This is a genomic window from Proteus sp. HMSC14B05, assembly GCF_001808035.1.
Taxonomy (GTDB): Bacteria; Pseudomonadota; Gammaproteobacteria; order Enterobacterales; family Enterobacteriaceae; genus Proteus; species Proteus mirabilis.
On the sequence record NZ_KV791986.1, the window covers coordinates 154,493 to 173,853 of the forward strand.

32 protein-coding genes are annotated in these 19,361 nt (G+C 40.4%); 1 reads left to right on the plus strand and 31 read right to left on the minus strand.

What is annotated here, in order from left to right:
• The 31 genes from HMPREF3129_RS09370 to HMPREF3129_RS09510 all read right to left on the minus strand — a co-directional run.
• On the minus strand, window positions 1–449 hold a 449-nt coding region (locus HMPREF3129_RS09370), incomplete at its 3' end, for a DUF6246 family protein (RefSeq protein WP_254668244.1).
• A gap of 49 nt (window positions 450–498) precedes the next feature.
• Window positions 499–1,254 carry a phage tail tube protein gene (locus HMPREF3129_RS09375; protein WP_070486962.1) on the minus strand — a complete coding sequence of 252 codons (756 nt, stop codon included), beginning with the start codon at window positions 1,252–1,254 and terminating at the stop codon, window positions 499–501.
• A gap of 50 nt (window positions 1,255–1,304) precedes the next feature.
• Window positions 1,305–1,550, minus strand: a complete 246-nt coding sequence (locus tag HMPREF3129_RS09380) for a hypothetical protein (protein ID WP_036895037.1) — start codon at window positions 1,548–1,550, stop codon at window positions 1,305–1,307.
• A 73-nt stretch (window positions 1,551–1,623) separates the two neighbouring features.
• On the minus strand, window positions 1,624–1,995 hold the full coding sequence (locus tag HMPREF3129_RS09385) for a phage tail termination protein (RefSeq protein WP_017827427.1): 372 nt from the start codon (window positions 1,993–1,995) through the stop codon (window positions 1,624–1,626).
• Window positions 1,992–2,360: a hypothetical protein gene (locus tag HMPREF3129_RS09390; protein WP_036919952.1), complete on the minus strand. Its 369-nt coding sequence runs from the start codon at window positions 2,358–2,360 to the stop codon at window positions 1,992–1,994. Before HMPREF3129_RS09390 ends, HMPREF3129_RS09385 begins: the two co-directional genes overlap by 4 nt.
• A gap of 2 nt (window positions 2,361–2,362) precedes the next feature.
• On the minus strand, window positions 2,363–2,704 hold the full coding sequence (locus HMPREF3129_RS09395; protein ID WP_017628797.1) for a hypothetical protein: 342 nt from the start codon (window positions 2,702–2,704) through the stop codon (window positions 2,363–2,365).
• Between the two features lies 1 nt (window position 2,705).
• The gene (locus HMPREF3129_RS09400) at window positions 2,706–3,083 is read right to left on the minus strand and encodes a DUF7370 family protein (protein WP_017628798.1); all 378 of its coding nucleotides are present in this window, start codon (window positions 3,081–3,083) and stop codon (window positions 2,706–2,708) included.
• A gap of 42 nt (window positions 3,084–3,125) precedes the next feature.
• On the minus strand, window positions 3,126–4,076 hold the full coding sequence (locus tag HMPREF3129_RS09405; RefSeq protein WP_017827430.1) for a major capsid protein: 951 nt from the start codon (window positions 4,074–4,076) through the stop codon (window positions 3,126–3,128).
• Between the two features lie 5 nt (window positions 4,077–4,081).
• Window positions 4,082–4,768 carry a hypothetical protein gene (locus HMPREF3129_RS09410; protein ID WP_036919950.1) on the minus strand — a complete coding sequence of 229 codons (687 nt, stop codon included), beginning with the start codon at window positions 4,766–4,768 and terminating at the stop codon, window positions 4,082–4,084.
• 74 nt (window positions 4,769–4,842) lie between these two features.
• Window positions 4,843–5,907 (minus strand): minor capsid protein, encoded by a 1,065-nt coding sequence (locus HMPREF3129_RS09415; RefSeq protein ID WP_036919948.1) that lies wholly within the window; start codon window positions 5,905–5,907, stop codon window positions 4,843–4,845.
• Between the two features lie 8 nt (window positions 5,908–5,915).
• Entirely contained in the window at window positions 5,916–7,292 is a 1,377-nt protein-coding gene (locus HMPREF3129_RS09420) for a DUF4055 domain-containing protein (protein WP_017628802.1), read from the minus strand.
• Window position 7,293: 1 nt separating this feature from the next.
• A complete protein-coding gene (locus tag HMPREF3129_RS09425) occupies window positions 7,294–8,778 on the minus strand; it encodes a terminase large subunit (RefSeq protein WP_036919947.1) in 1,485 nt (494 codons plus the stop codon).
• Between the two features lie 2 nt (window positions 8,779–8,780).
• Window positions 8,781–9,383, minus strand: coding sequence for a hypothetical protein (locus tag HMPREF3129_RS09430; RefSeq protein ID WP_017628804.1), 603 nt, complete (start codon window positions 9,381–9,383; stop codon window positions 8,781–8,783).
• A 33-nt stretch (window positions 9,384–9,416) separates the two neighbouring features.
• Window positions 9,417–9,575 (minus strand): hypothetical protein, encoded by a 159-nt coding sequence (locus HMPREF3129_RS18690; protein WP_004245978.1) that lies wholly within the window; start codon window positions 9,573–9,575, stop codon window positions 9,417–9,419.
• 199 nt (window positions 9,576–9,774) lie between these two features.
• Window positions 9,775–10,359, minus strand: coding sequence for a BRO-N domain-containing protein (locus HMPREF3129_RS09440; protein WP_004247494.1), 585 nt, complete (start codon window positions 10,357–10,359; stop codon window positions 9,775–9,777).
• A gap of 347 nt (window positions 10,360–10,706) precedes the next feature.
• Window positions 10,707–11,168 carry a lysis protein gene (locus HMPREF3129_RS09445; RefSeq protein WP_036919945.1) on the minus strand — a complete coding sequence of 154 codons (462 nt, stop codon included), beginning with the start codon at window positions 11,166–11,168 and terminating at the stop codon, window positions 10,707–10,709.
• A gap of 2 nt (window positions 11,169–11,170) precedes the next feature.
• On the minus strand, window positions 11,171–11,329 hold the full coding sequence (locus HMPREF3129_RS18695; protein ID WP_012367623.1) for a hypothetical protein: 159 nt from the start codon (window positions 11,327–11,329) through the stop codon (window positions 11,171–11,173).
• A complete protein-coding gene (locus HMPREF3129_RS09450) occupies window positions 11,311–11,781 on the minus strand; it encodes a lysozyme (protein WP_017628809.1) in 471 nt (156 codons plus the stop codon). Before HMPREF3129_RS09450 ends, HMPREF3129_RS18695 begins: the two co-directional genes overlap by 19 nt.
• On the minus strand, window positions 11,781–12,050 hold the full coding sequence (locus HMPREF3129_RS09455) for a phage holin family protein (RefSeq protein ID WP_004247489.1): 270 nt from the start codon (window positions 12,048–12,050) through the stop codon (window positions 11,781–11,783). Before HMPREF3129_RS09455 ends, HMPREF3129_RS09450 begins: the two co-directional genes overlap by 1 nt.
• A gap of 53 nt (window positions 12,051–12,103) precedes the next feature.
• On the minus strand, window positions 12,104–12,526 hold the full coding sequence (locus HMPREF3129_RS09460) for a hypothetical protein (protein ID WP_004247488.1): 423 nt from the start codon (window positions 12,524–12,526) through the stop codon (window positions 12,104–12,106).
• A 158-nt stretch (window positions 12,527–12,684) separates the two neighbouring features.
• The gene (locus HMPREF3129_RS09465) at window positions 12,685–13,206 is read right to left on the minus strand and encodes a YagU family protein (protein ID WP_004247148.1); all 522 of its coding nucleotides are present in this window, start codon (window positions 13,204–13,206) and stop codon (window positions 12,685–12,687) included.
• Window positions 13,207–13,517: 311 nt separating this feature from the next.
• The gene (locus tag HMPREF3129_RS09470; RefSeq protein ID WP_036919943.1) at window positions 13,518–14,150 is read right to left on the minus strand and encodes a bacteriophage antitermination protein Q; all 633 of its coding nucleotides are present in this window, start codon (window positions 14,148–14,150) and stop codon (window positions 13,518–13,520) included.
• Window positions 14,150–14,506: a RusA family crossover junction endodeoxyribonuclease gene (locus tag HMPREF3129_RS09475; protein WP_004245983.1), complete on the minus strand. Its 357-nt coding sequence runs from the start codon at window positions 14,504–14,506 to the stop codon at window positions 14,150–14,152. Before HMPREF3129_RS09475 ends, HMPREF3129_RS09470 begins: the two co-directional genes overlap by 1 nt.
• Entirely contained in the window at window positions 14,503–14,793 is a 291-nt protein-coding gene (locus tag HMPREF3129_RS09480; protein WP_004245984.1) for a DUF1364 domain-containing protein, read from the minus strand. Before HMPREF3129_RS09480 ends, HMPREF3129_RS09475 begins: the two co-directional genes overlap by 4 nt.
• Before the next feature lie 78 nt (window positions 14,794–14,871).
• Window positions 14,872–15,321 carry a YbcN family protein gene (locus HMPREF3129_RS09485; protein ID WP_036919942.1) on the minus strand — a complete coding sequence of 150 codons (450 nt, stop codon included), beginning with the start codon at window positions 15,319–15,321 and terminating at the stop codon, window positions 14,872–14,874.
• A 67-nt stretch (window positions 15,322–15,388) separates the two neighbouring features.
• Window positions 15,389–15,724: a nucleoside triphosphate pyrophosphohydrolase family protein gene (locus HMPREF3129_RS09490; RefSeq protein ID WP_017628812.1), complete on the minus strand. Its 336-nt coding sequence runs from the start codon at window positions 15,722–15,724 to the stop codon at window positions 15,389–15,391.
• A 21-nt stretch (window positions 15,725–15,745) separates the two neighbouring features.
• Window positions 15,746–17,131 (minus strand): replicative DNA helicase, encoded by a 1,386-nt coding sequence (locus HMPREF3129_RS09495; RefSeq protein ID WP_036919941.1) that lies wholly within the window; start codon window positions 17,129–17,131, stop codon window positions 15,746–15,748.
• Window positions 17,131–17,898, minus strand: a complete 768-nt coding sequence (locus HMPREF3129_RS09500; protein WP_036895070.1) for a helix-turn-helix domain-containing protein — start codon at window positions 17,896–17,898, stop codon at window positions 17,131–17,133. Before HMPREF3129_RS09500 ends, HMPREF3129_RS09495 begins: the two co-directional genes overlap by 1 nt.
• Window positions 17,895–18,068 carry a hypothetical protein gene (locus tag HMPREF3129_RS18700; RefSeq protein WP_004247479.1) on the minus strand — a complete coding sequence of 58 codons (174 nt, stop codon included), beginning with the start codon at window positions 18,066–18,068 and terminating at the stop codon, window positions 17,895–17,897. Before HMPREF3129_RS18700 ends, HMPREF3129_RS09500 begins: the two co-directional genes overlap by 4 nt.
• A gap of 94 nt (window positions 18,069–18,162) precedes the next feature.
• Window positions 18,163–18,510: a hypothetical protein gene (locus HMPREF3129_RS09505; RefSeq protein WP_036919940.1), complete on the minus strand. Its 348-nt coding sequence runs from the start codon at window positions 18,508–18,510 to the stop codon at window positions 18,163–18,165.
• 145 nt (window positions 18,511–18,655) lie between these two features.
• Window positions 18,656–18,865 (minus strand): helix-turn-helix transcriptional regulator, encoded by a 210-nt coding sequence (locus HMPREF3129_RS09510; RefSeq protein WP_004247477.1) that lies wholly within the window; start codon window positions 18,863–18,865, stop codon window positions 18,656–18,658.
• Window positions 18,866–18,970: 105 nt separating this feature from the next.
• Between HMPREF3129_RS09510 and HMPREF3129_RS18935 the strand changes: the two genes are divergently transcribed.
• On the plus strand, window positions 18,971–19,361 hold a 391-nt coding region (locus HMPREF3129_RS18935), incomplete at its 3' end, for a LexA family transcriptional regulator (RefSeq protein WP_254668245.1).

Below are 19,361 nucleotides of genomic sequence, written 5' to 3' on the forward strand. Positions count from 1 at the left end.
TTTTTGCCTTCATTGCGTTGAAGTTTGCGGATCTTAGCTTTACCGATAATTCCGTGAGTAAATAGTTCTCTAGCAATAACGATAATGTCAGCGATTGGCATCTTACCGTTTTTATAGACAATACCTCGCTTACCCGATCTCCATTCGCCAATAATTTCTGAACAATCATCATCACAACACGCCTGCATAACTATCATTGCTGTTTGTAGGATATTACGCCCATATGTTGGCTTGCTAATCGCTTTAATTAGCCACTCAGGAATAACCCTGTAGCTCATTACGGCACGAGTAATTAACTCTTGCACCTCGGAACCATTTAATTGACCGTATGCACTCACAATCTGTTTAGGCTCACCAATTCTTGTCATATTGATGAACGATGGTCTAAATAAGTAATCATTTTTATCAGTAGAGATAACCATCTCACCGATTTCTAAAATAGGCGTCATAAACCCTCCTGAATATTATCAAGGGTACTCGAAAGCACCCTTTGTAATATTAAGCAGCTGTAACAGTGACCACGCATTTTGCAGTTTTATTACCATCTTCGGATGTAACAGTGATATTTGCAGTGCCTTCGGCAACGCCGCGCACAGTGACTACATTCACAAGCTGAGTAACTGTTGCAAAGTTCGGCTTATCACTTACAGCGGTGTAGTTTTTGTTAGTTGCATCAGTTGGGGTAAATTTGACGGCAAATGTCTTAGTTTCACCCACTTTTACAGACAGGGTGGCTGGCTCGACTGCGATACTTTCAACAACGATTTCTTCTTGTAGCCATTCAACCGTTTCTGCATCAGCAACTTTCAGCTCACCTGAATAGGTAGAGATTTCTTTTGTTGGAAACTCCATAGACCATGATGTAAATAACATATAGCCCTGAACAACATCAGAGCCGTCACCTTTCATATCAAGTTGAATCCAATAATCTGGTTGGCGACCAGCTTTGATTTCATCAAGAATTTCTTTGGCGATATCAAACGCGGAAGTAGAACCGGTTACACCAGCTTTCTTTAATTCACCATCGAAACTAATGGTAAAGTCAGCGCCAGTAACAATTGACTCAGTTAAGCCTTTGGTGTCATCAGCATTAGATGTCACTGTCTCCATACCGAAATCGAATGACTTGCTTGTTAACGCACCTAAGCGCAAGAATTGATCTTGTGCTGGTACTTGGTCTGGGCAGCCTTTTGCAATGCGCAGAATACCTGCGTTACCCATCACTAGGCCTTTATCATCAGGGCATTGTGCCATGTTATAACCTCTTTATTTGCAAATAAAAAAGGCCGCATAAGCGACCCATGTTAGTTTGATTTTAATCCGCGACTGATAACCCGAACCGTATCGCCGACTATCGTTGTAATGTAAGCATGATCTGTTCGTTTAATATCAAATGATGGGATAGCGTCTTTCTTTGTGTGTTCAACCCGCGCCACGATATCCTTATTTTCAGGTTCAGGATAAAATTCCAAGCGGTACATTTCTCCCAAGCAGTGTACTTCTTCTACTTTACGGCCTTCTCGTTCAGTAATTAATTTAAGTGCGTACATAGTTATATTCCTTAGTTTTTTTAAACAGCAAATAAAAAAGGCCACCGAAGTGACCTGTTAAGATGTGTTTAATTTAAGATGTACAGCGGAAAGAAAGCGGGATAATAAACCTACCTTCTGTTGTTTGAATTGGATTAACAAAACCAGATGTATTGATAATAAAGCCAATGTTATGACTTCTAGAGTGACACCTTACATACTCTAGTATTTCGTTAGCTCTCTGAACAATAAACTCAATCCACGCCTTGCCAGATATGAGTAAAACGGTGAAGAAATCATCGCCACTTAAATCATCAATACGACCAGTTCCATTTAGTTGCTGAAATACGATATATGAATCTGAATCATTACCTTCTTTTTCATTCCAAATATAATCCTGCTGAATGAAACCATCAGATAACCCTGATTCAGAAAAATAGTTTTTCAGTCTCTCAAAGGTCGTCATATTTTAAGTTCCTCAGCAACAGCCTGATCAATCATTTGCTTCGTTTCCTCAAACCCCTTCAGGAGGAATTCTTTCTTAGCAGTAGGTCTGCGGAAAGTTTGCTTAACATTAGGATCATGAACGAAAACAGCATATGAAGCAGAATAACCAACGCGACCAGTAAATAGAGTACCTTTTACTTTTACATCTCTAAATTGTGAATTAATGAGCGTTTTAGTGTCAATTGGCGTGTATACAGCAGCTTGCCTGCCACCAATATCTAGCGCTCTATGCATGGCTCGAGCTATCTTCTTTGATGCTATGCTTCCAACCAGAGAGTTTAAGTTAGATATCGCATTACTTATTCCTTTTACTTTTGCCCCCATAGTTACACCGCCGTTGTTAGTGTGTAATCATCTAGACCGCCATTAATATCACGGTCTCTATCGATAGACTTAATCCTACTAGCACCATGCAAAAATGGCTCTCTGTCTTCATACTTACCGATGGCGATATAGTCTTCTTGAGAAGCTTCGCTATACTCAGTCCAAATGACATTCTTAATAATTATTTCAGTACCAATAGTTTTACTACCATCTTTAAAGCTACTTCCGTAATCACACCGGATATGGATTGGCTCTGAAAATATAGGCTTCCCGTATTTATCTTTCCCCTCAACTTTCCAGATGGTTGCCCACCCTTTGCAAAATCGTCGCAGGATTTTCCCCATATCACCCCCGAACTACATCAAACTGAATGACACCTACGGGGCGTTCAATAGGAAGGCTATTAGTACATCCATTGGTATCTAGGGAAGACAGCATTTTTAGCAACGTTTTTCTGCCATCAGAAAAATACTGATATGAAACAGAAGCGCCAGAAGGTGCGTGCTCTGACGCGATTTTACGAACATCAGCAGATGATAATATAAGGATAACCGAATACAGTTTAATTAAAGCAATTACCGCATCTGAATACCCTGCGCTATCAAGGCAAGTATCAATAGTGTCCACTATAGATATAGCAGAGTTTATGACAAGACTTGTTGCCTCAAACCCCATCACCTCTAATTGCTCATTAACTTGCTCAACCGTAATCGCAATAGACATGCTCACTCCTCATGGATAAATAAGGGGCGGCGGCCCCTCACGTTACCCACCAACGCTAGTATCTTTGCCAAATGAAACCATAACACCAGCAGTATCTTTAATATCCGTAGCAATTTGCTTCCAGTTAGCTACCGCGGCAATCTGTTCGTTAGTTGGGGATTTGATGCTATCTTTGCTCCACTGGTAACCACGCAAACCAATAGTAAAGTCGTACTCACCTTGCATTAGTGCCTTAATATTTTCTTGCCCTAATACATCCTGAGCCTTCATGATTAGTGGTGATGTTTGAACCGCAGCAGCACCAGTCACTAAACCTAGCGAATGCTGTTTGTCTGCATCTGATAAAGCTGGAATATCAGAGATAACAAAACGACGGCCAAGGTTATCTTGTTTAATGGCGACGTTACCAATTTGGAATAGGTTATTTGCGTTGGTTAATGTCTCATCCATAAAGTCGTTGAATGTTGCACCATCCATCAACCAAGCAACAATACGCGAATATGCATCACCGAATGGACGTGTTGCTTTATTTAAACCTCTTAATGATGGTGTTTCACCTCCAACAGTAACGGCTGTTTTATTACCAGAAATAGCTGCTTTTAATGCCGCGCCAGTAGTATTCAGGTAATCTTGTAACATTGCTTCTGCTGATTGAGCAGCAACTACCGCAGCCGCTTCTGATACGTCCTTACCTAGTCGCTTCATCATTGTCGGGGTAACTGAGACAGGGCCAATACGACCATCAATCTTAATCATACGGTCAAGGATTTGCCCCAATTCTTGTGGCGTTAGATTACCTGAACCATATGCATTGCGTCGCTGAGCCAGACCACCAAGCAACTGCCATGATGTTTGCTCAATGTAATCACCGATATGATCACCATCGCCAATAACTAAAGCACCACCAGATGCTTCGTTAAATTGACGGACAGCCTGAGCAACCAACTCTGTTGCCGCTAGAGACACTTGTTTTTGAAAAATATATAAAGACATATAAATTAATCCTCTTGGATATTAGCAATGATTTCACGTGCGCTGTCCACTAACGGATTCGCGCTTTTGGGTTTTTCACTGCCTCCGGCTGGTGATTTCCCTTTACCGCCTTCCCCTCCGGTTCCGGTGGCTTTACTACCAATAATTACTGGAGCAAATAACGGGTTACTACGAAATTCTTTTTCTAAATCATCAATGGTAAATGCAGAAGGATGACCGTTAGCATCAACCACTCGCGTTTTACCGTCCTCTACTGATAATCGAGATTTGATGTGTGGCATGATTAACGGGGCAGCGTCACCAGCAAGCTTTGTAGCCACAGTTTGAGCAACGTTATCAACTAATAGCGTATGTAGACTCGCATCTTTCTCCTGTAGCTGTGCTAATAGCTCGTTTTCACGCGCCTTTAACTTTTCAGCCCAGCTTTTTTCTAGTGATTCGATATCGCCATTTTTACGCGCTTGATCTTCTGCTGCTTTTTTTGCAGCCTCTTCAGCTTGCCGGCGTTTCTCCTGCTCTGATTTTTTCTCAGAAAGTAATTCATCAACTTTCTTTTGAAGTCCTGACACATCTGGAATTTCTGGCATACCTTCGATTTGAAGTTGGTAATTACCACCAGACTCTTTGTAAAGAGCCTTTTGCTCATCAGTTAATGCGTCAAATTCTTCTTTCGTTAATAAATATTTAAACATCGTAAAACCTCTGGTTTAGATGGTGCAGTCTCTAACTGCGGATAATAAAAAACCCACTCAGTGGTGGGTTTGTGTTATTTCAATTCAATTCCTGCTCGCTCAAACGCTTTAGGCGCAAATTTTTGCATATCTTTAAGTGTCATTGGTTTAAAGTTTTTATGTAACTGCAACTGTGCGAATCGCTCTGGAGATAAACCACCATCACGAAACAACTTCCCTCTAGTCGGACCCAATATTAAATCCTGTCTTTTGGCCGGTTGCCTAGATAGCCATTCATAATAGCTTTCTTCTCCCCATTCAGATCTTCCTATTGGTTTAGTTATTATCAAATTAGCAAATTTATCATTAAGTATTGGCAATCGCTGACTTCGGCAGTTTGGGTGTAATGGTGGCATTGGGCCAGCCCCAACAGGATATCGGTTTCCTGATAAAGCCCTACACGTCGATGATGTTTTGTTGTCCAGTATTGCGCTGAATTCTTCCTCTTTAATTAAATCGTCATTCTCCTTATAAAATTCCTGAGCCGCACATGTATGAGCATGCTGAATTGCCGTATTTGCAATTGTTCTGTAGTTGTAAGTAATTCGAGATATCGTCGATGTAGAGACCTGTGTTTTATCAATTGCAGCCCCATTAATAGTGGACTGTAGAACTTGAATGTTACTTTGAGCAGCCATAGCCAAAACAGTCTGATTCTCTACTTGCTGGATAGAGCTAGTCACCCAAGATGATATAAATTTCTTGAGAAATAAAGAGCCGCCCCAAGCGGTTAATATCAGCGGCACATTTAAAATGGCTTTTTTAACTTTCTCAGCATCAGGCTTGCTTACTTCATTTGTTACTATCTGCGATAAGCTATCAACTTCAAGTTGGCTTGACTCAATACCGATATCGAGAACAGATTGCAGTAAATGCTCAGAGTAACTGGTCAGAACTGGTGATAGCTCTCGCTTTAACTCAGCAATTATGGCGTTTAGTTTTGACCTCGATGTTATCTGACCTGAGAAATTAGCTAACGCCTTAGCAACAGCCGCCCTTAGCTCTCTTTGCATTTCCTCTCTATCAACAATGCCAGCTTTGAGTCGTTCTAGGAGAATTTGGATCATCATTGAATTATCTAACATCAACTGCGATTGCATATTCACCTCTACATCATTGAGTTAGCTCGCGATAATTCTATCTCTTCGATAACATCCTCAGCTTTCTCATCTTGAGGGATGATATTGATACTTTGCAGGTACTTAACAAAATCAATCAATCGCATAGCCCCAGATTGGAGAGAAGCAAGGAGAGCTGTGATTGCTTGCGAATCCAGTTGAGCAATATCGTAAACTTTGTTTATCTCAATAGTTGCCTCACCACTCCCCTCAAACTGAATGCAGAAATTAAGTGCTCGGTTAACGGCCTTTTCGACGTTTCCTGAACACAACGAAAGCACTGAATTATCTGTTTGAGCCTCATCCTGTGCCTGAGTCGCTGTTCTTGCTGATGTCCCGCGTTCAACTAGCTTAGCTCCTAGCATTGCCATCTGCTTTTCTCTGCGCTCAGCTAGGTTTATTTGAATGTTTCTGTCTTCTGGCTGCGCAAATTTCATATCACCACCCTGTGGCAGCAACACCCCTTTGCGTGAACCAACAGTAAACCCTTCAGACACGTGTCTTTCAACCCAATCATCAGTAAGGCCAGTTAGTGCAATCATCGGCTGACCTACAGTATGTGCAGACTCTGCGATATCAGCCTCAACTTGATAATGTTTGATATTTAAGTACGCAATATCTGCAAGAGGAGGAGCATCAGGGGTGTGATCATTGTTCATTGAACCAATCCATGACCACGGCAACTCCCTTAATGGAATGCCGTGTGCATCCTTTAATACAACCCACTCTGTAACTTTTATATCTCCATCTTCATACCAGCGACGAGAGCAAGCTACATTGTTAACAAGCCTTAATTCAATCCAGTTATTCTGCATTTGCAGTTCAAAATCATCTGTATCTACTGGCTCCTGATATTTGAGGACAACGAGGGATGTTTTCCCGTTCGTTACACGCCAATTGATAATTTCTTTTGCTGTAAACAACCGAATATAGGAGCGACCTTTATTAGCCTCTGACTGAATACCTGAACCACTAAAATCACTTAATAAACCTGCTCGACCACGCTGTAAGTTTTGCGATAACGCATCCCTTATCATTTGAGTAAGTGGCTGACCTTGACCGTCAATATCAGTTTCTAAATACTCAACATCACCACTAATACTAATCTTTACTGGCTTACTGAAAGCAATACCAAGTAAACCACTAAGTGTCCTACCCGTGGCATTCAGAAAGGATGCTCTAGCTAAATAGCGCTTATAACGCTCATTACCCTTATCATCTTCATCTTTGTTATCTGCCGGATGAGGGAGGTATTTCTCTTTCTTGCTTTTAACAACTCGTTCGCCATCAACACAATCGCCAACCATGTCCCATTCAGGCAAAAACTCATTGTAAGCTGGATGCTTGTAATCAACGTTTGTATTCATGTTAGTTCCAGTTAAATTCTATTTTCTTAGTCAACCGTTTAGTATTTCTTCGACTCACTGCAAAATATCTAAATCCATCAGCATCATGTGACGTGTAATCGTGAAGCGGTTTATCTTTCCAACAGCCCCGCTTGTCATCCCACTCTTTGCGATAAGCTTCTAGATGAGCAATGCCTTCACTGCATTTGTGTTCATCGAACACGCAAAGTGGCAGAATTTCACGTACTGCCTCGATACCTTCATCGACTGAAAGCTTTGGCACCACTTCAAATCGGATTGAGTAAATTTGTCCGTCTATTTCGTACCCTTCACGCGCTAATTCACGTCGTGATTTCGCATCAGAACCAAACTCACGGTTATCGATATCATGAGGGCCATTGTGACTTGCATATGTGTAGCCTTTGTCTTTCAGCACTTTCATGTAGTGCCGTAGACCTTCACCACTGTTTGAGTAGTGGTCTATAATGTGGAACTCCTCGCCCACTTCACGAATAAACCAAATTGACGTTGAGTCACCTACACCAATATCCCAGTACGTGTGAACCGGTAAGTGCGAGTTATCAGGAAGTGTGCCAATGCGTTTATTTTCGTACAGGAAGCGGAACTGCTTGGCGTAGTAAGCGCCTTCAACCGATTGTTGGAATGCCTCAGACGGTATTGACGGGTATTCCCGTTTCATATCGTCGCCAAGCGTTTTCTCTTTGGCGTAATACCATGCTTTCTGGCGCTCGTTTAATTGAACACCATGTTTGCTGGCTATCTCATCAAAGTAATCAACTAACCGCTGGGGTAATGGCTCAACAGGGTTAATGGCATACTCTGGATTCTTCCACCATGAGAAGAAAAAGAACTTCCAGTCTAGGTTAGAGAGAGTCTTATTCTGAATTTGCGCTTTCTCAGCAGACTGGCAATAATCGAAGAAATAACCTGCTCGACCCTCCGCTGTGCTTTCAATCGTCGTAAAACAATCGCTTGATACCGCCTCAAATGCGCCAGTGACAATCTCACGGGCTTTCTCTGGATACTTAGCACATATCTTACCGAACTCAGAAACGTGCAAATAACGGAGCGTACCGCCACGAAATGACGTGCTGATATAGAGCGAGCCGCCTTTGCTAAACACCAACTCACCAGCCGCATCATTACTCGCTGGGTTAGCCGCTTTGATTTCATCAGGTAGCTTGTCATAGGCATACTTTATTTTTTCCCTAAATAGTCGCTTAGCATCGTTAAGTGTGTGGGCTATCAATGCACATTTAGCCGCCTCAAATAACGCTGCGTCCAATTGGATAATGCAGACTTCTGTAGTGAAGCCAAGCTGACGAGCTTTAAGAATAATGTTTCGCGTGTGCATCCCTTCAAAGTATTCGAGTTGCTCAGGCGTCATTTTAAATCGAACTGGCTTGCCTTCTTTATTGGTTATCCAGTAGAGGTGATTTAATCGCCAGAGCTTATCTCTCAATAATGCAAGATGTTCTGGCTTCATGATTATTCCTTAGATAAGTCGTCCATTAGTTCTGATAGCTGACTAGCTGTCTTATTCGGCTGAACATCATCAAGGCCGTATGCTTGACGCTCAAGGCCAACTAAATTTTTAAATGTTTCGCTTAATGATTTGGCTGACTTAACGCGCTCAGGCAGGGAGATGATTGAGTGATAAATTTCATTGAGTTTGTCGCGTCCGTTATCATCAGGACTAAACATTAACTCGCCAAGTTTTCTTAAGGCTGGCACATCAGCACATTCAGCAGATAGTTCATCAAATAAGTTGTTGGTTAACTCTCTAGCCCTTCGAATATCGCCTCTATGCTCCATGCGGACATTAGCGATAACCTCGGCATTAGCCTCAATAAGTTGCCGTTCTGAAATAGCCTTTTCGGTGGCAACCAGACTGGCAACCTCCCTTTTGGCAACCAAGTTTTCAGCCCTAGCTTTAACCTTTGCCTTTAGATCTCGCTCCCATCCTTCTTTCTTGGCGCGCTTACTTATCGCCTGATGGGTTATCTCGTATTGAGAGGCTATTTCCCTTATGGACATCACGCCAGCTCGGTAAGCCGACTCGATGGCCTCCCAATCTGGTCTTTTAGCCATATCCATTCCTTAAATAAAAAAGGCCGCTAGGGCCTATTTGGTTTTCTGTTTGTTGACTAACTTGCCTAACTCGCGCTCGACGATTTCAGCAACTATTCTCCCATCATCAACTCTTCCACAGTGTAAGTATTCAAGTGATTGCTGTAATTGACGATAGAGAATGGATAAGTTTGCTTTTTCTTGTTTGGTCATACTTTCTCCTTAGCGAACTTACTCGCCCACACTTTGGCAATATGTAAGCAGTCGTCAAACATTCGCCCTTTTCTACTTGCTTGAGAGCTTCGGCGATAATGATCTACCGCCATGTAACTTGCTCTACGACAAACAGGTAAAGAAAAGCCGAGCTTTTTTAACTCGGCTAGTACGTTCTGCTCTATGAATTGTTCGTGGTTCATGCTGGCTCTTCTCCATCTGGAAATTCGCCCATATCAGGCAAGGTTAATTGTGATAGTTCTTTAATTGCCTTCTTCGCTTTGCGTATTTTCTTTAAGTGACGCTTGCGTAAATTCATTAAGTCACTACCTTTCCTGCCAAAGTTCTCGAACGACCAGTTATCGGCTGCTACTAATCTATTTTGCATCTCATTGATAGTCAGGGTTTTAAGCTCATTCATGTCAAGGTTTGCTAACCCTGTTTGTGGTTTTGACTCTTTTTCAGCTAGATCAAGTAACCATCGACGCAAGGATTTCGCTACATCTGTATTAGCTAACATTCCGATTAGATGTGCACCTCTAACAGAGAAGATCCTGACCTTTTTCTTACGTAAGTTGTTGTTTATTCCATTGGTCATTGTTTCAGTGACCATTGTCATATCATCAGAAAACTCGTCTTTGTTGGCGTTATATAGATTGGTTACTGACTTCTCATTTTTGTATTCGAGTAGCTTAGCCATCTGAGAGCTGGTAAACCAAATCTTATTATCACCATTATCAAATGGAGTAATTTCATTACCTTTGAAAACTAATGATTTGCTCATGGTGTAAATCCTTATAGAAAAGCGAACCTGTTCACCAGAAATAACCGCCCCACAGAAAACACCATTAACGGTTTTTCTCAGGTTCGACTTTCTGTAAGGTTCTGTGAGTGTTTTTAATTGCGCGGTGAATGCACAGAATGAAATGCGTAGAGTTCGCAGCTTAGCGATACACTGCTAAGCCACTTCTAGTCTGTTCCTAGCAGTCAAGATATGATCACTCTCCTTAATGGATAAACGACTTATCTAATTGCTGATATATATATTTACTTAAGCTATACTAAGTAATTATCACTATACTTTGATTAATATCCTGTTAGTTTGCCCATGCACCCATGCTGGGCTTTTTTTTATTCCATGCATTCTTGTTTGATATAATCCTGCAACCCTTTAATCATCTGTTCTGACTCTGCAATTCGCTCTCTGAGTAACCAATAATTTCGGATAGCGGTGTCAGTAGGTCGGGCGGTGGTTGCATAAGCCAAGCTGGTGTAGGGAGTGGTTTTGACTTTGGGGCACTCGGCTTTGATGTACACCCGCTCTGGATGACGCTCACTAATATCACGCAAGTGACTAATTTCATTCTTAGCATTCGCTAGCTCCTGCGTATATTGAATATCCAACTGATTTAATCGCATTATGCGTGCTTGATAGTCAGTATTAATAGACTTCTGTTCTTCGAGAGCCACGGCCAGTTTTTTGTTGATATCTGTCAGTGAATTAATCCTATTAGCTTGCCAGTTAATCACCCAATAACTACCCACGATAATGCCTACCATCGCAATGACGGCATAGAGTTTTCCGTATTTCATGATTAGTACCGATGATATGAGAGTGCAATCTGACAGCGCTTTTCTAAACTCACTTGGTCTTTAGTACATGAGTTATCAATCAAGAGATAAATGCCACCAGCGACTGTAATGAGTAATGCAAGAATAAAGCCGATAATGATGATTAAAGTTTTCCATGACATAGTGCTGACTCCGCCTCTCGACGACTGACAAGCCCTCGCCAGACCTTTCCGCCTGCATATATCCAACGTTTCATTTCTTCACAGGCACCCGCTCTATCACCAGCGTTTAGCTTCTTGAGTAATGTTGAGCGAGCAAATGCGGTTGTACCCACATTAAAAGCAAAGGAATATAAAGCAGCTTTGGTGTAGTCATCGAGTGATACTTTGATTAATGCATCGACTTGCTGTTGTGTCTTAATAAAATCGATTTGTAATAACGCATCACATTCTTGTTGTGTGTATCTCTTGCCTTGAATAATGTCTTTGCCTGTATGTCCATAACAAACAGTTAGAACACCTGCCACATCACGATAAGGTTCATAACGTACACCTTCAAAATGGGCTATTACTACTAACGCGATGGCTGTTGCTCCTGCTGTTGTTATCACCGCTATTTTCTGTTTGAGAGACATTAAATATCCTTTGGCGCTTTCACCATTAATTCAGCAAGCTTTTTTAAGGTTTCGGTCGGGTTTTGTGGGTCAACATGACGAACAAGCTTTTCAAATAATTGAGTGCGTTTTCGTTGTTCTCGACGAGTCATAAAGTAAGTGGCTAAACCGAGAACCATGCTGAACGCCATCCCGATAACAAATCCCCATTCATATAACGAAAGACTGGCAAAAAAGGCCGTTAGGCCTGCTGTTCCATAAGTTACATTGGTTAATTTTTCCATACGCATAGTCACCCCCAGAGGAGTGTCCGTTGATGATTAGTGTGAAAGTGTTAAAAAAATTAGGCGGGGATTGATACTTTAAGTGCCTTTAATAAACCTTCAGGCAACTGTTCTTCCAGTGACGCATTAGAAACAATCACAAGACCATACATAGATATCCATGTATTCGTTTGTTGTAAGTGTCCTTGAATAAATTGCTTCGCTTTCTCTAACAAATAAACACAACTCTCTTGTGTGTTTTTGCGCCAATAGGATTCAATCGCCACCAGCAATGGAGCACCAGCATCACTAATTTTTTGCAAGCCGATTCGATATTGCTTTTTACCTGCGGAAGATGTCGTGCAAATTAATTGTGTCAGTTGTTGAGTTTCACCATCAGCCGTATGGATATTCGCCGTTAAAATGATGGAGGTATTCTTTTCACTGTCTGTTTCTGAGGCATAGTGAAGACTAAACTGTAATTCGCTTATCTCTTTTGACATAACATTTACCAATTTATTTAGTTAATAAGGTGCCGACTCACAGCTCTTGTGTGAACGTGATAACGAGGGTGATTGATTCTGTGGTCGGCATATACGAAAAAAGACCGCCTAAGCGATCTTTAAGAAATTTATAACAGATTAAGGTTGAACTTCCTTATCTACTCAGCATCATTTTCTTTAGTTAAACAATAACGCAAATTTTGTCTAATCGCTTCAATTGACCAGATCCAAAAAGCGGTTCCAACAAACTCAGAAATTAATGCTTGATAACCTGCTGTCCAAAGCCAGCCAGACAATCCTAGTAGAGGTACGACTAAACCATGAGCAAAAACAGAAACGCCAATACCAAAACAAATACCGTGTAATAATTTAACCTTTGGCAAGAATTCAGCAATAACACAATATGTCACAGCGATAACTATTGAGAATAATATATGAACACCATTACCGCCCCAATTAATACTATATCCCATCCAATGATAAGTCATAGTATCTATATTTAATCCAAGCTTTTCGAGTAAGACGACTGGCGGGGGTGTCGTTTCAAGTGTTCTCGGGGGAATTAGGTCTTCAAAACCAGATTTAACTAAAGCTGAAAAGATACCCGCTATAATACCAACATATATTGCTATACCAATATGCCTAGAACTTTTTTTCGTTAACTTAAACAAATCAATCATTATATATACTCGCTCTATAAATTGAATATTATGAGTATAGTAGAGATAAGAATACCTGTTTATTATTTTAATTATTAGTTAAACACTGCAGGTTTATTCTTATAGGATAACAATAAATTTCATCTTAAATATAAACAAACAATCAATGAAAACGAAAAACTTCCAACAAATTTTTTAATTAATAATTATAAATATATTTTAAAAAAAAACAAAACCCCGCCGAAGCGAGGTTTGAAATACTTACATTTATAATATTATATAAATATTGCATTTAATTTATAGAAAAAAACGGAGTTTTGCAACTTTTTTAATCAGCTTAAAGCGCTAATTTTGAATAGCGAATCTCTATCTAATTGATAGCAACAATCTAATAAACAAATCCAATACAGTTTATAGCTCTTTCGCCAAGCATCAGCACTGACGCCCAACAATTCAGCGAGCTTAACATCCGTATATTTTTTTGCTGTTTGATTAATTTCTGCTTTTACCGCCTGAATGGCTAGTAAGGTAAGAGATTGAAGTCGTTGCTTAACTTTTTTCGTTATCCTTTTTTTACTATTTAATCGCTGAAACTCATGCCAAATATAGGGAACAATGAGTATTTGCTCACGATAATATTGATAATCACCATAGCAATAGAGTAACCATAAGCGCATTTCGTTAGGCAATTGATGAATACCTCTGCGCCATGATGAAGTGCGATAAGTAACTTCATTAATTAATGGTTTTGATTTTCCTTTGACATGTTTTTGCTTAATTTTGAGTGGATGTGAGGGGAGTCTGTATCGAGACTTTCTTTCACCCGCATAGCGTATTGGGTTTCTTTTAAACCTATCGGTTACAAGTATTGCTTGTTCCTCCATGGCACTTAACGGCCCATTTTCTATAATACAAACATTCATCAACGCTGTACTTACTCGCTCGCGTATCCACTCAATATTCACTATCGCACCTCTTGGATAATTATCTGCCCCCTTTTTCCCCACACTTTTGTTACCCGCCCATCCCATACACGTGAATCATCGTCAAAAATAGCATCAAGTAATGCTTTTTCGAGATTATCTTTATCCGGTTTTTGTTGATGGGGTTTACCGTTCATTTCGGAGCGTTTAGTTTTACTCCAACTCTTCGGCATGGGTAGAATGAATGTAATGTGGTAATGTGATTCAGGTAGGGTGATTTTGTTTAACTTTACTTCGTCCTTAAACGCAAAATACTTTAAAACTGGGGGACGTTTTTTCCATTTATCAGCCTGAGTCATCCTTGGTTTAGGTACTGGTTCGATATTAAAGACCTTCACACGTTCAACTTCCCTTCTTGGATCAATATGGCTTGCGTTCTCAAAACACCTTCTAGGTGACATTGTTTTGCATACTCCATATCCGTAAATCGTGTTCGTCTATCAACTTCATCGTGACATGCACTACAAGCCCAAGCGCCAAATAAGTCATGCGATTTTATTCCGACGCCACAAAGACCTGACATTCTGTAATGGGCTAAAACAACCGTTTCAGAGTTACCATTACAAACTGAAGGTATTCTAATCTGACATTCACGCCCTTTTGCCTCATTGCGTAAATTCATCATGAGCCTCCTGATTACTATTTTTTATCACTTTAAAATAAAAACGATCATGTTATTAACTGAAATAATCATCACTATTTCCTATTCTTCTTGCTTTCTTTTCAAACTCATATATTCAGAATTACGAGGAATGATGATCGGAATTCCCTTCTCAATGCACCATTGTTCATGTTTCTCCATCATGTAAAGCATCCTTGCTTTATCCATCTTGCTGGTTTTTTCACGCTCACCGTTTTCATTGCGTCCTAGCCAATGTCCAACGAAATATTCATGAGTTTCCTCATTAGTGATGGGCTTTGATAAAACAACTTCACCGACACCATTTTTAATATCGATAACAACGCCACGTGCACGTAACCACTCGCCTGTGGTTTCCATCCACATACGCCATGTTTTATTCATGGGTATGGTTCTTAAATCACGCCACTCGGTGATTTTGATGCGATAGCGTTTACCTGTTGTCACGATTTCGGAGAGCACTTTGAAAATACTGTTGAGATTGGATTTATGGAGACAGATATCATCTGTCACTAAACAACCTCTCCATCATTATTTTTTAAATATACAAACACCTAGTTTCATCTCGGAAATTGCTAAATTAAAATCGTTTACCTCCTTTTTTAACTCTATTTTCTCGCTGATGATCTACTCGATGTTTGTTGTATTCGAGTTTCTCTGTAATAGCGCTTTCGATGTCGTAACCGAACTCTTCCGCATAATCCAAAATACGAATAACAGCATCAGCAAGTTCAACTTCTGCCATTTTTCTATGTGGTAAATGGTAATCCATTAGATCTTTACGCTCTCCCTCCATTGCTTCACTAATTTCAGAATGGATCAAGCAAAGTAAGGTTCCTTTTTCCCTTGGGATATCCCACCATCCAGCCTCAATGTTTTGTTGATGAATTTTTTTCTGTAGTTGTTTTATTGTCATATCTAAAATCCCTCTATCGAATTAAAACGATTTTTCACAATATTTTTTGGGTTCTCGTTTCGGTTGAGCGCGATAAGCAGCCATATATTGATCAACCGGTGTAATACTCAATCCTTGTTGATCAACATACACGGTGCCTGTTTTACCGTGTCGATTGAGCCTTAAAATCATCTCGGTCAGCGTTTCATCCGCATTATCGTGGTACACCGCATCACGATAAATGCCTAACCAATAATCACAATCTTGCTCGATTTGTCCTGTGTCTCTTGAATCACTTGGTACGGGGCGTTTATCTGCCCTGTTTTCCAATCCCCGATTCAATTGTACAAGCAACACAACCACCGTATTGAGCTCTTTTGCCAATATCTTTAGCCCCTTAGTGATTTCACCATAGGCAATATCATTACGGTCAGCTTTTCCCGCTTGCATCAGAGTGAGGTAATCGACACCAATAAACCCAATATCACCGACTTTGCGCTTAATTCTCCGACTTTCAGAACGAATGTGTTGTAAGGACATGCCGGGTGTATCATCCACCCAAATATTGGGCTCATCTTTAAGGCGACCGATGGCACTGCAAAGCCTATCCCATTCATGCTCCTCTAACTTTTGGTAAAATTTATCTGAATTAATCTGGGTTTGTTGGGCTAGTGTCCGTTCAACAAGCTGTTTATCTGTCATCTCCATGCTGAACAGCAATACAGGCTTACCTTGTTGTGAAACATTCTTTGCCATTTCAGTGAGAACGGTTGTTTTCCCCATCTTTGGACGAGCACCAATCACGAACAGTGAACCGATGACAATCTGTTTTGGGCTTAATAGGCGGTCAAAATCTTTAAATCCCGTTTTTAATCCTCGATGTTTCTCTGGGTTATCTTGTCGGTCACAAATGTCGGTAAAAACATCATCCAACACATCATCAATTCGGCGCAACCCTGTTTTTTTTCCCATTTTTCCAAACGAAGTGGCTTCATCAAGCAAGCGTTGTGCTTGTTCAATTTTATCCGTAAAACTTAACTCACTTGGCACCATCATGAGTTTTTGAATTTCAACCGTCTTTTCGATAACAAAACGCTGTGCGGAACACTCTCGGATTTTTTTCGCATAAGCCATAATGTTAGCAATACTCGGTGTTTCTCTTGCCATCTCAGCAAGATAGGCAAAACCACCTGATTGATTAATTCGCCCTTTTGACTCCAGATAATCCGTCACCGTCATGATGTCTATTGGCATACGTTGGGTATACATTTCTCGCAGAGTGAGATAGATAATTTGATGGTGTCGGGTATAAAAATCTTCAGGTTTTAGCAGTGAAAAAATTGATTGCGCATTATCACTTTGCGGGTCGAGCAGGAGTCCTCCAATGACATTTTGTTCCGCCATTAAATTATTCGGAACTTGGTTCATCACAGTGCTCCCTCCCTTGTTTTGAGTACCGTTTCTGGTCTGAGTAAATAATCAAAATTCGCTCGCCAACCCCGATTATTTTCGCCGAAATACCAAGCACTCGCTGTTTCCATAAAATAATCAAAATAATTTTTAGCTGATTCGACTGTAGGCTCTTTGAGCTCTTTCAGGAATTTGGATATTGCTCTTTTGCGTTTGTCATTCAGTGATTCGGCATTGGGTAATCTATCCCCTGCCGATTCGTTGAAGGCTTGCATGATTTCCTGATAAGGAATTTTAGTTTGTCGATTAACCGAAATCTGCTTTGCAGGTTTCGAGTCGTCAGACGATAGTTTTTTAAGGTTAATTGACTGGTTAAAAGACTGACTGGTTCTGGGTAAAAATTTTTGACTACCCCCTAGTCCAACCGTTTGACTACCGTGGTCAAATTCTTTGACTACCTCTGGTACAGAATTTTGACTAGGGGGTACTGTATTTTGACTACCGTCATCAAGAGATTTAGCCTCCAAATCCAGAATATATAAATTGGAAGTATGCTCCTTATCTGTTTTTCGCGTAACTTTACGAACAAACCCTTTTTTACATAAACTTTTAATGTGGTTTATCGCACTTTGACGGCTAATTTCGCAATGACGTGCAATAGTCTCATAAGAAGGAAAGCACTCACCTTTATCATTGGCATTATCAGCAAGTTTCAGTAGCACCATTTTTTGTGCTGTACTCCCCACCTGTAATTGCATGGCTTTTGCCATTAGAAGCATACTCATTTTCGCTCTCCTAATAACTTATCCCGATGTGCTTTCCTTAATTTTGCGTCTTTCAATGCTTCCTTTAAACGCTGACAACCCAGTGGGGTTATTTCTTGTAATAACCTATTTTCCATGATGTTTTTATGCTCATCACAGCCATTAAATTCATGATTTATTCTTTGTCTCATGGTATAATTTCTCCATTCCAAAGCTGTATCAAAAAAGGGAAACCGAAATTTCCCTTGAGATAAAAACTGGATATTGATACAGTATATTTGTACGTTAAATGGTGAATTCCATTGAACAACACGCCTCGTTTGTTGTCGCAATCGAGGCGTTTTCTTTTATTTTCATTTGAGAAAGTTCACCCATTTGTTTCCACAAAAATCGATACTCTTCTTCTGAGATTTTTCGTTCTCCTTCCATCACAAAATCAATAATTCCCGATGCGACAAGCGTTTCGCATATTTCAGGATATTTTTCAGTTCGACGTAGGATAGTTGAATCATGAACACCTAACTTTCTAGCCACGGCAGACTGAGTTTTATTTCTCAATGCTTGTAATGCTGAAGCTATTAGGTGGTTAGAGATAAATTGATTGAATTGTTTGCGTGTATTTGCGCATTCCATTGTTTAAAGTCCTTATGAGTTAACTAAGGGACAATAATGATCCGTGACTCATTCCGTATGAGTTGATATTGGGGGAAGAGTTGTCGCTTTATCAGCGACTCCGTAGCAGTCAAGAACCCTGCGGTTGTTAAAGAACGTGGTGAAATCAAGCTACTTTTGGAGGGAAAACGTCGTCTAAAGAACAATTTGCCCCTAATTTTTGTAATGCTTCAACAATAGCTCGGCAGTCATTTAAGCTAGGAGTTCTAATGTTTAACTCATAGTTAGCAATTCGTGACTGCCCCCATCCTATTGATGAAGCTAAAACAGCTTGAGAAATTCCCAGTTTTTTTCGCTGTTCTGCGATATTGTTCATGTGTGTATCCTCCTTGTTTATTCCAATATTACACACAATATGTGATTAACTGTCAACCACAAAACGTTTAAATACATTTATCACGGTTTGTGTTAAAAGGTATACATGAAAAAAGTAAATGAAGTTATTGGCGAAAGGTTAAAATCCATTCGTGAATCAAGAGGGCTAAGTCAAGCTCAATTAGCTAAATTGTGCGGCTACTCTGCTGCGTCCAGAATAGGAAACTATGAGCTTGGAGAGCGCAAGATTAGCGCTGATGATGCGATTGTTATAAGTGAAGCTCTTGGTATATCACCTGCCGAATTAATGTTTGGCAGTCAAAGTGAGCAAGTGATCAAAAATTATGAATACCCTCTATTCACAAAGGTACAGGCCGGCGCTTTCTCAACAGAATTTAACTCATACACCCAGAAAGATGCTGTGTCGTGGATACCTACAGCTAAGAAAGCCGGTGAGCGTGCTTTTTGGTTAGAGGTTGAAGGCCAATCAATGACAG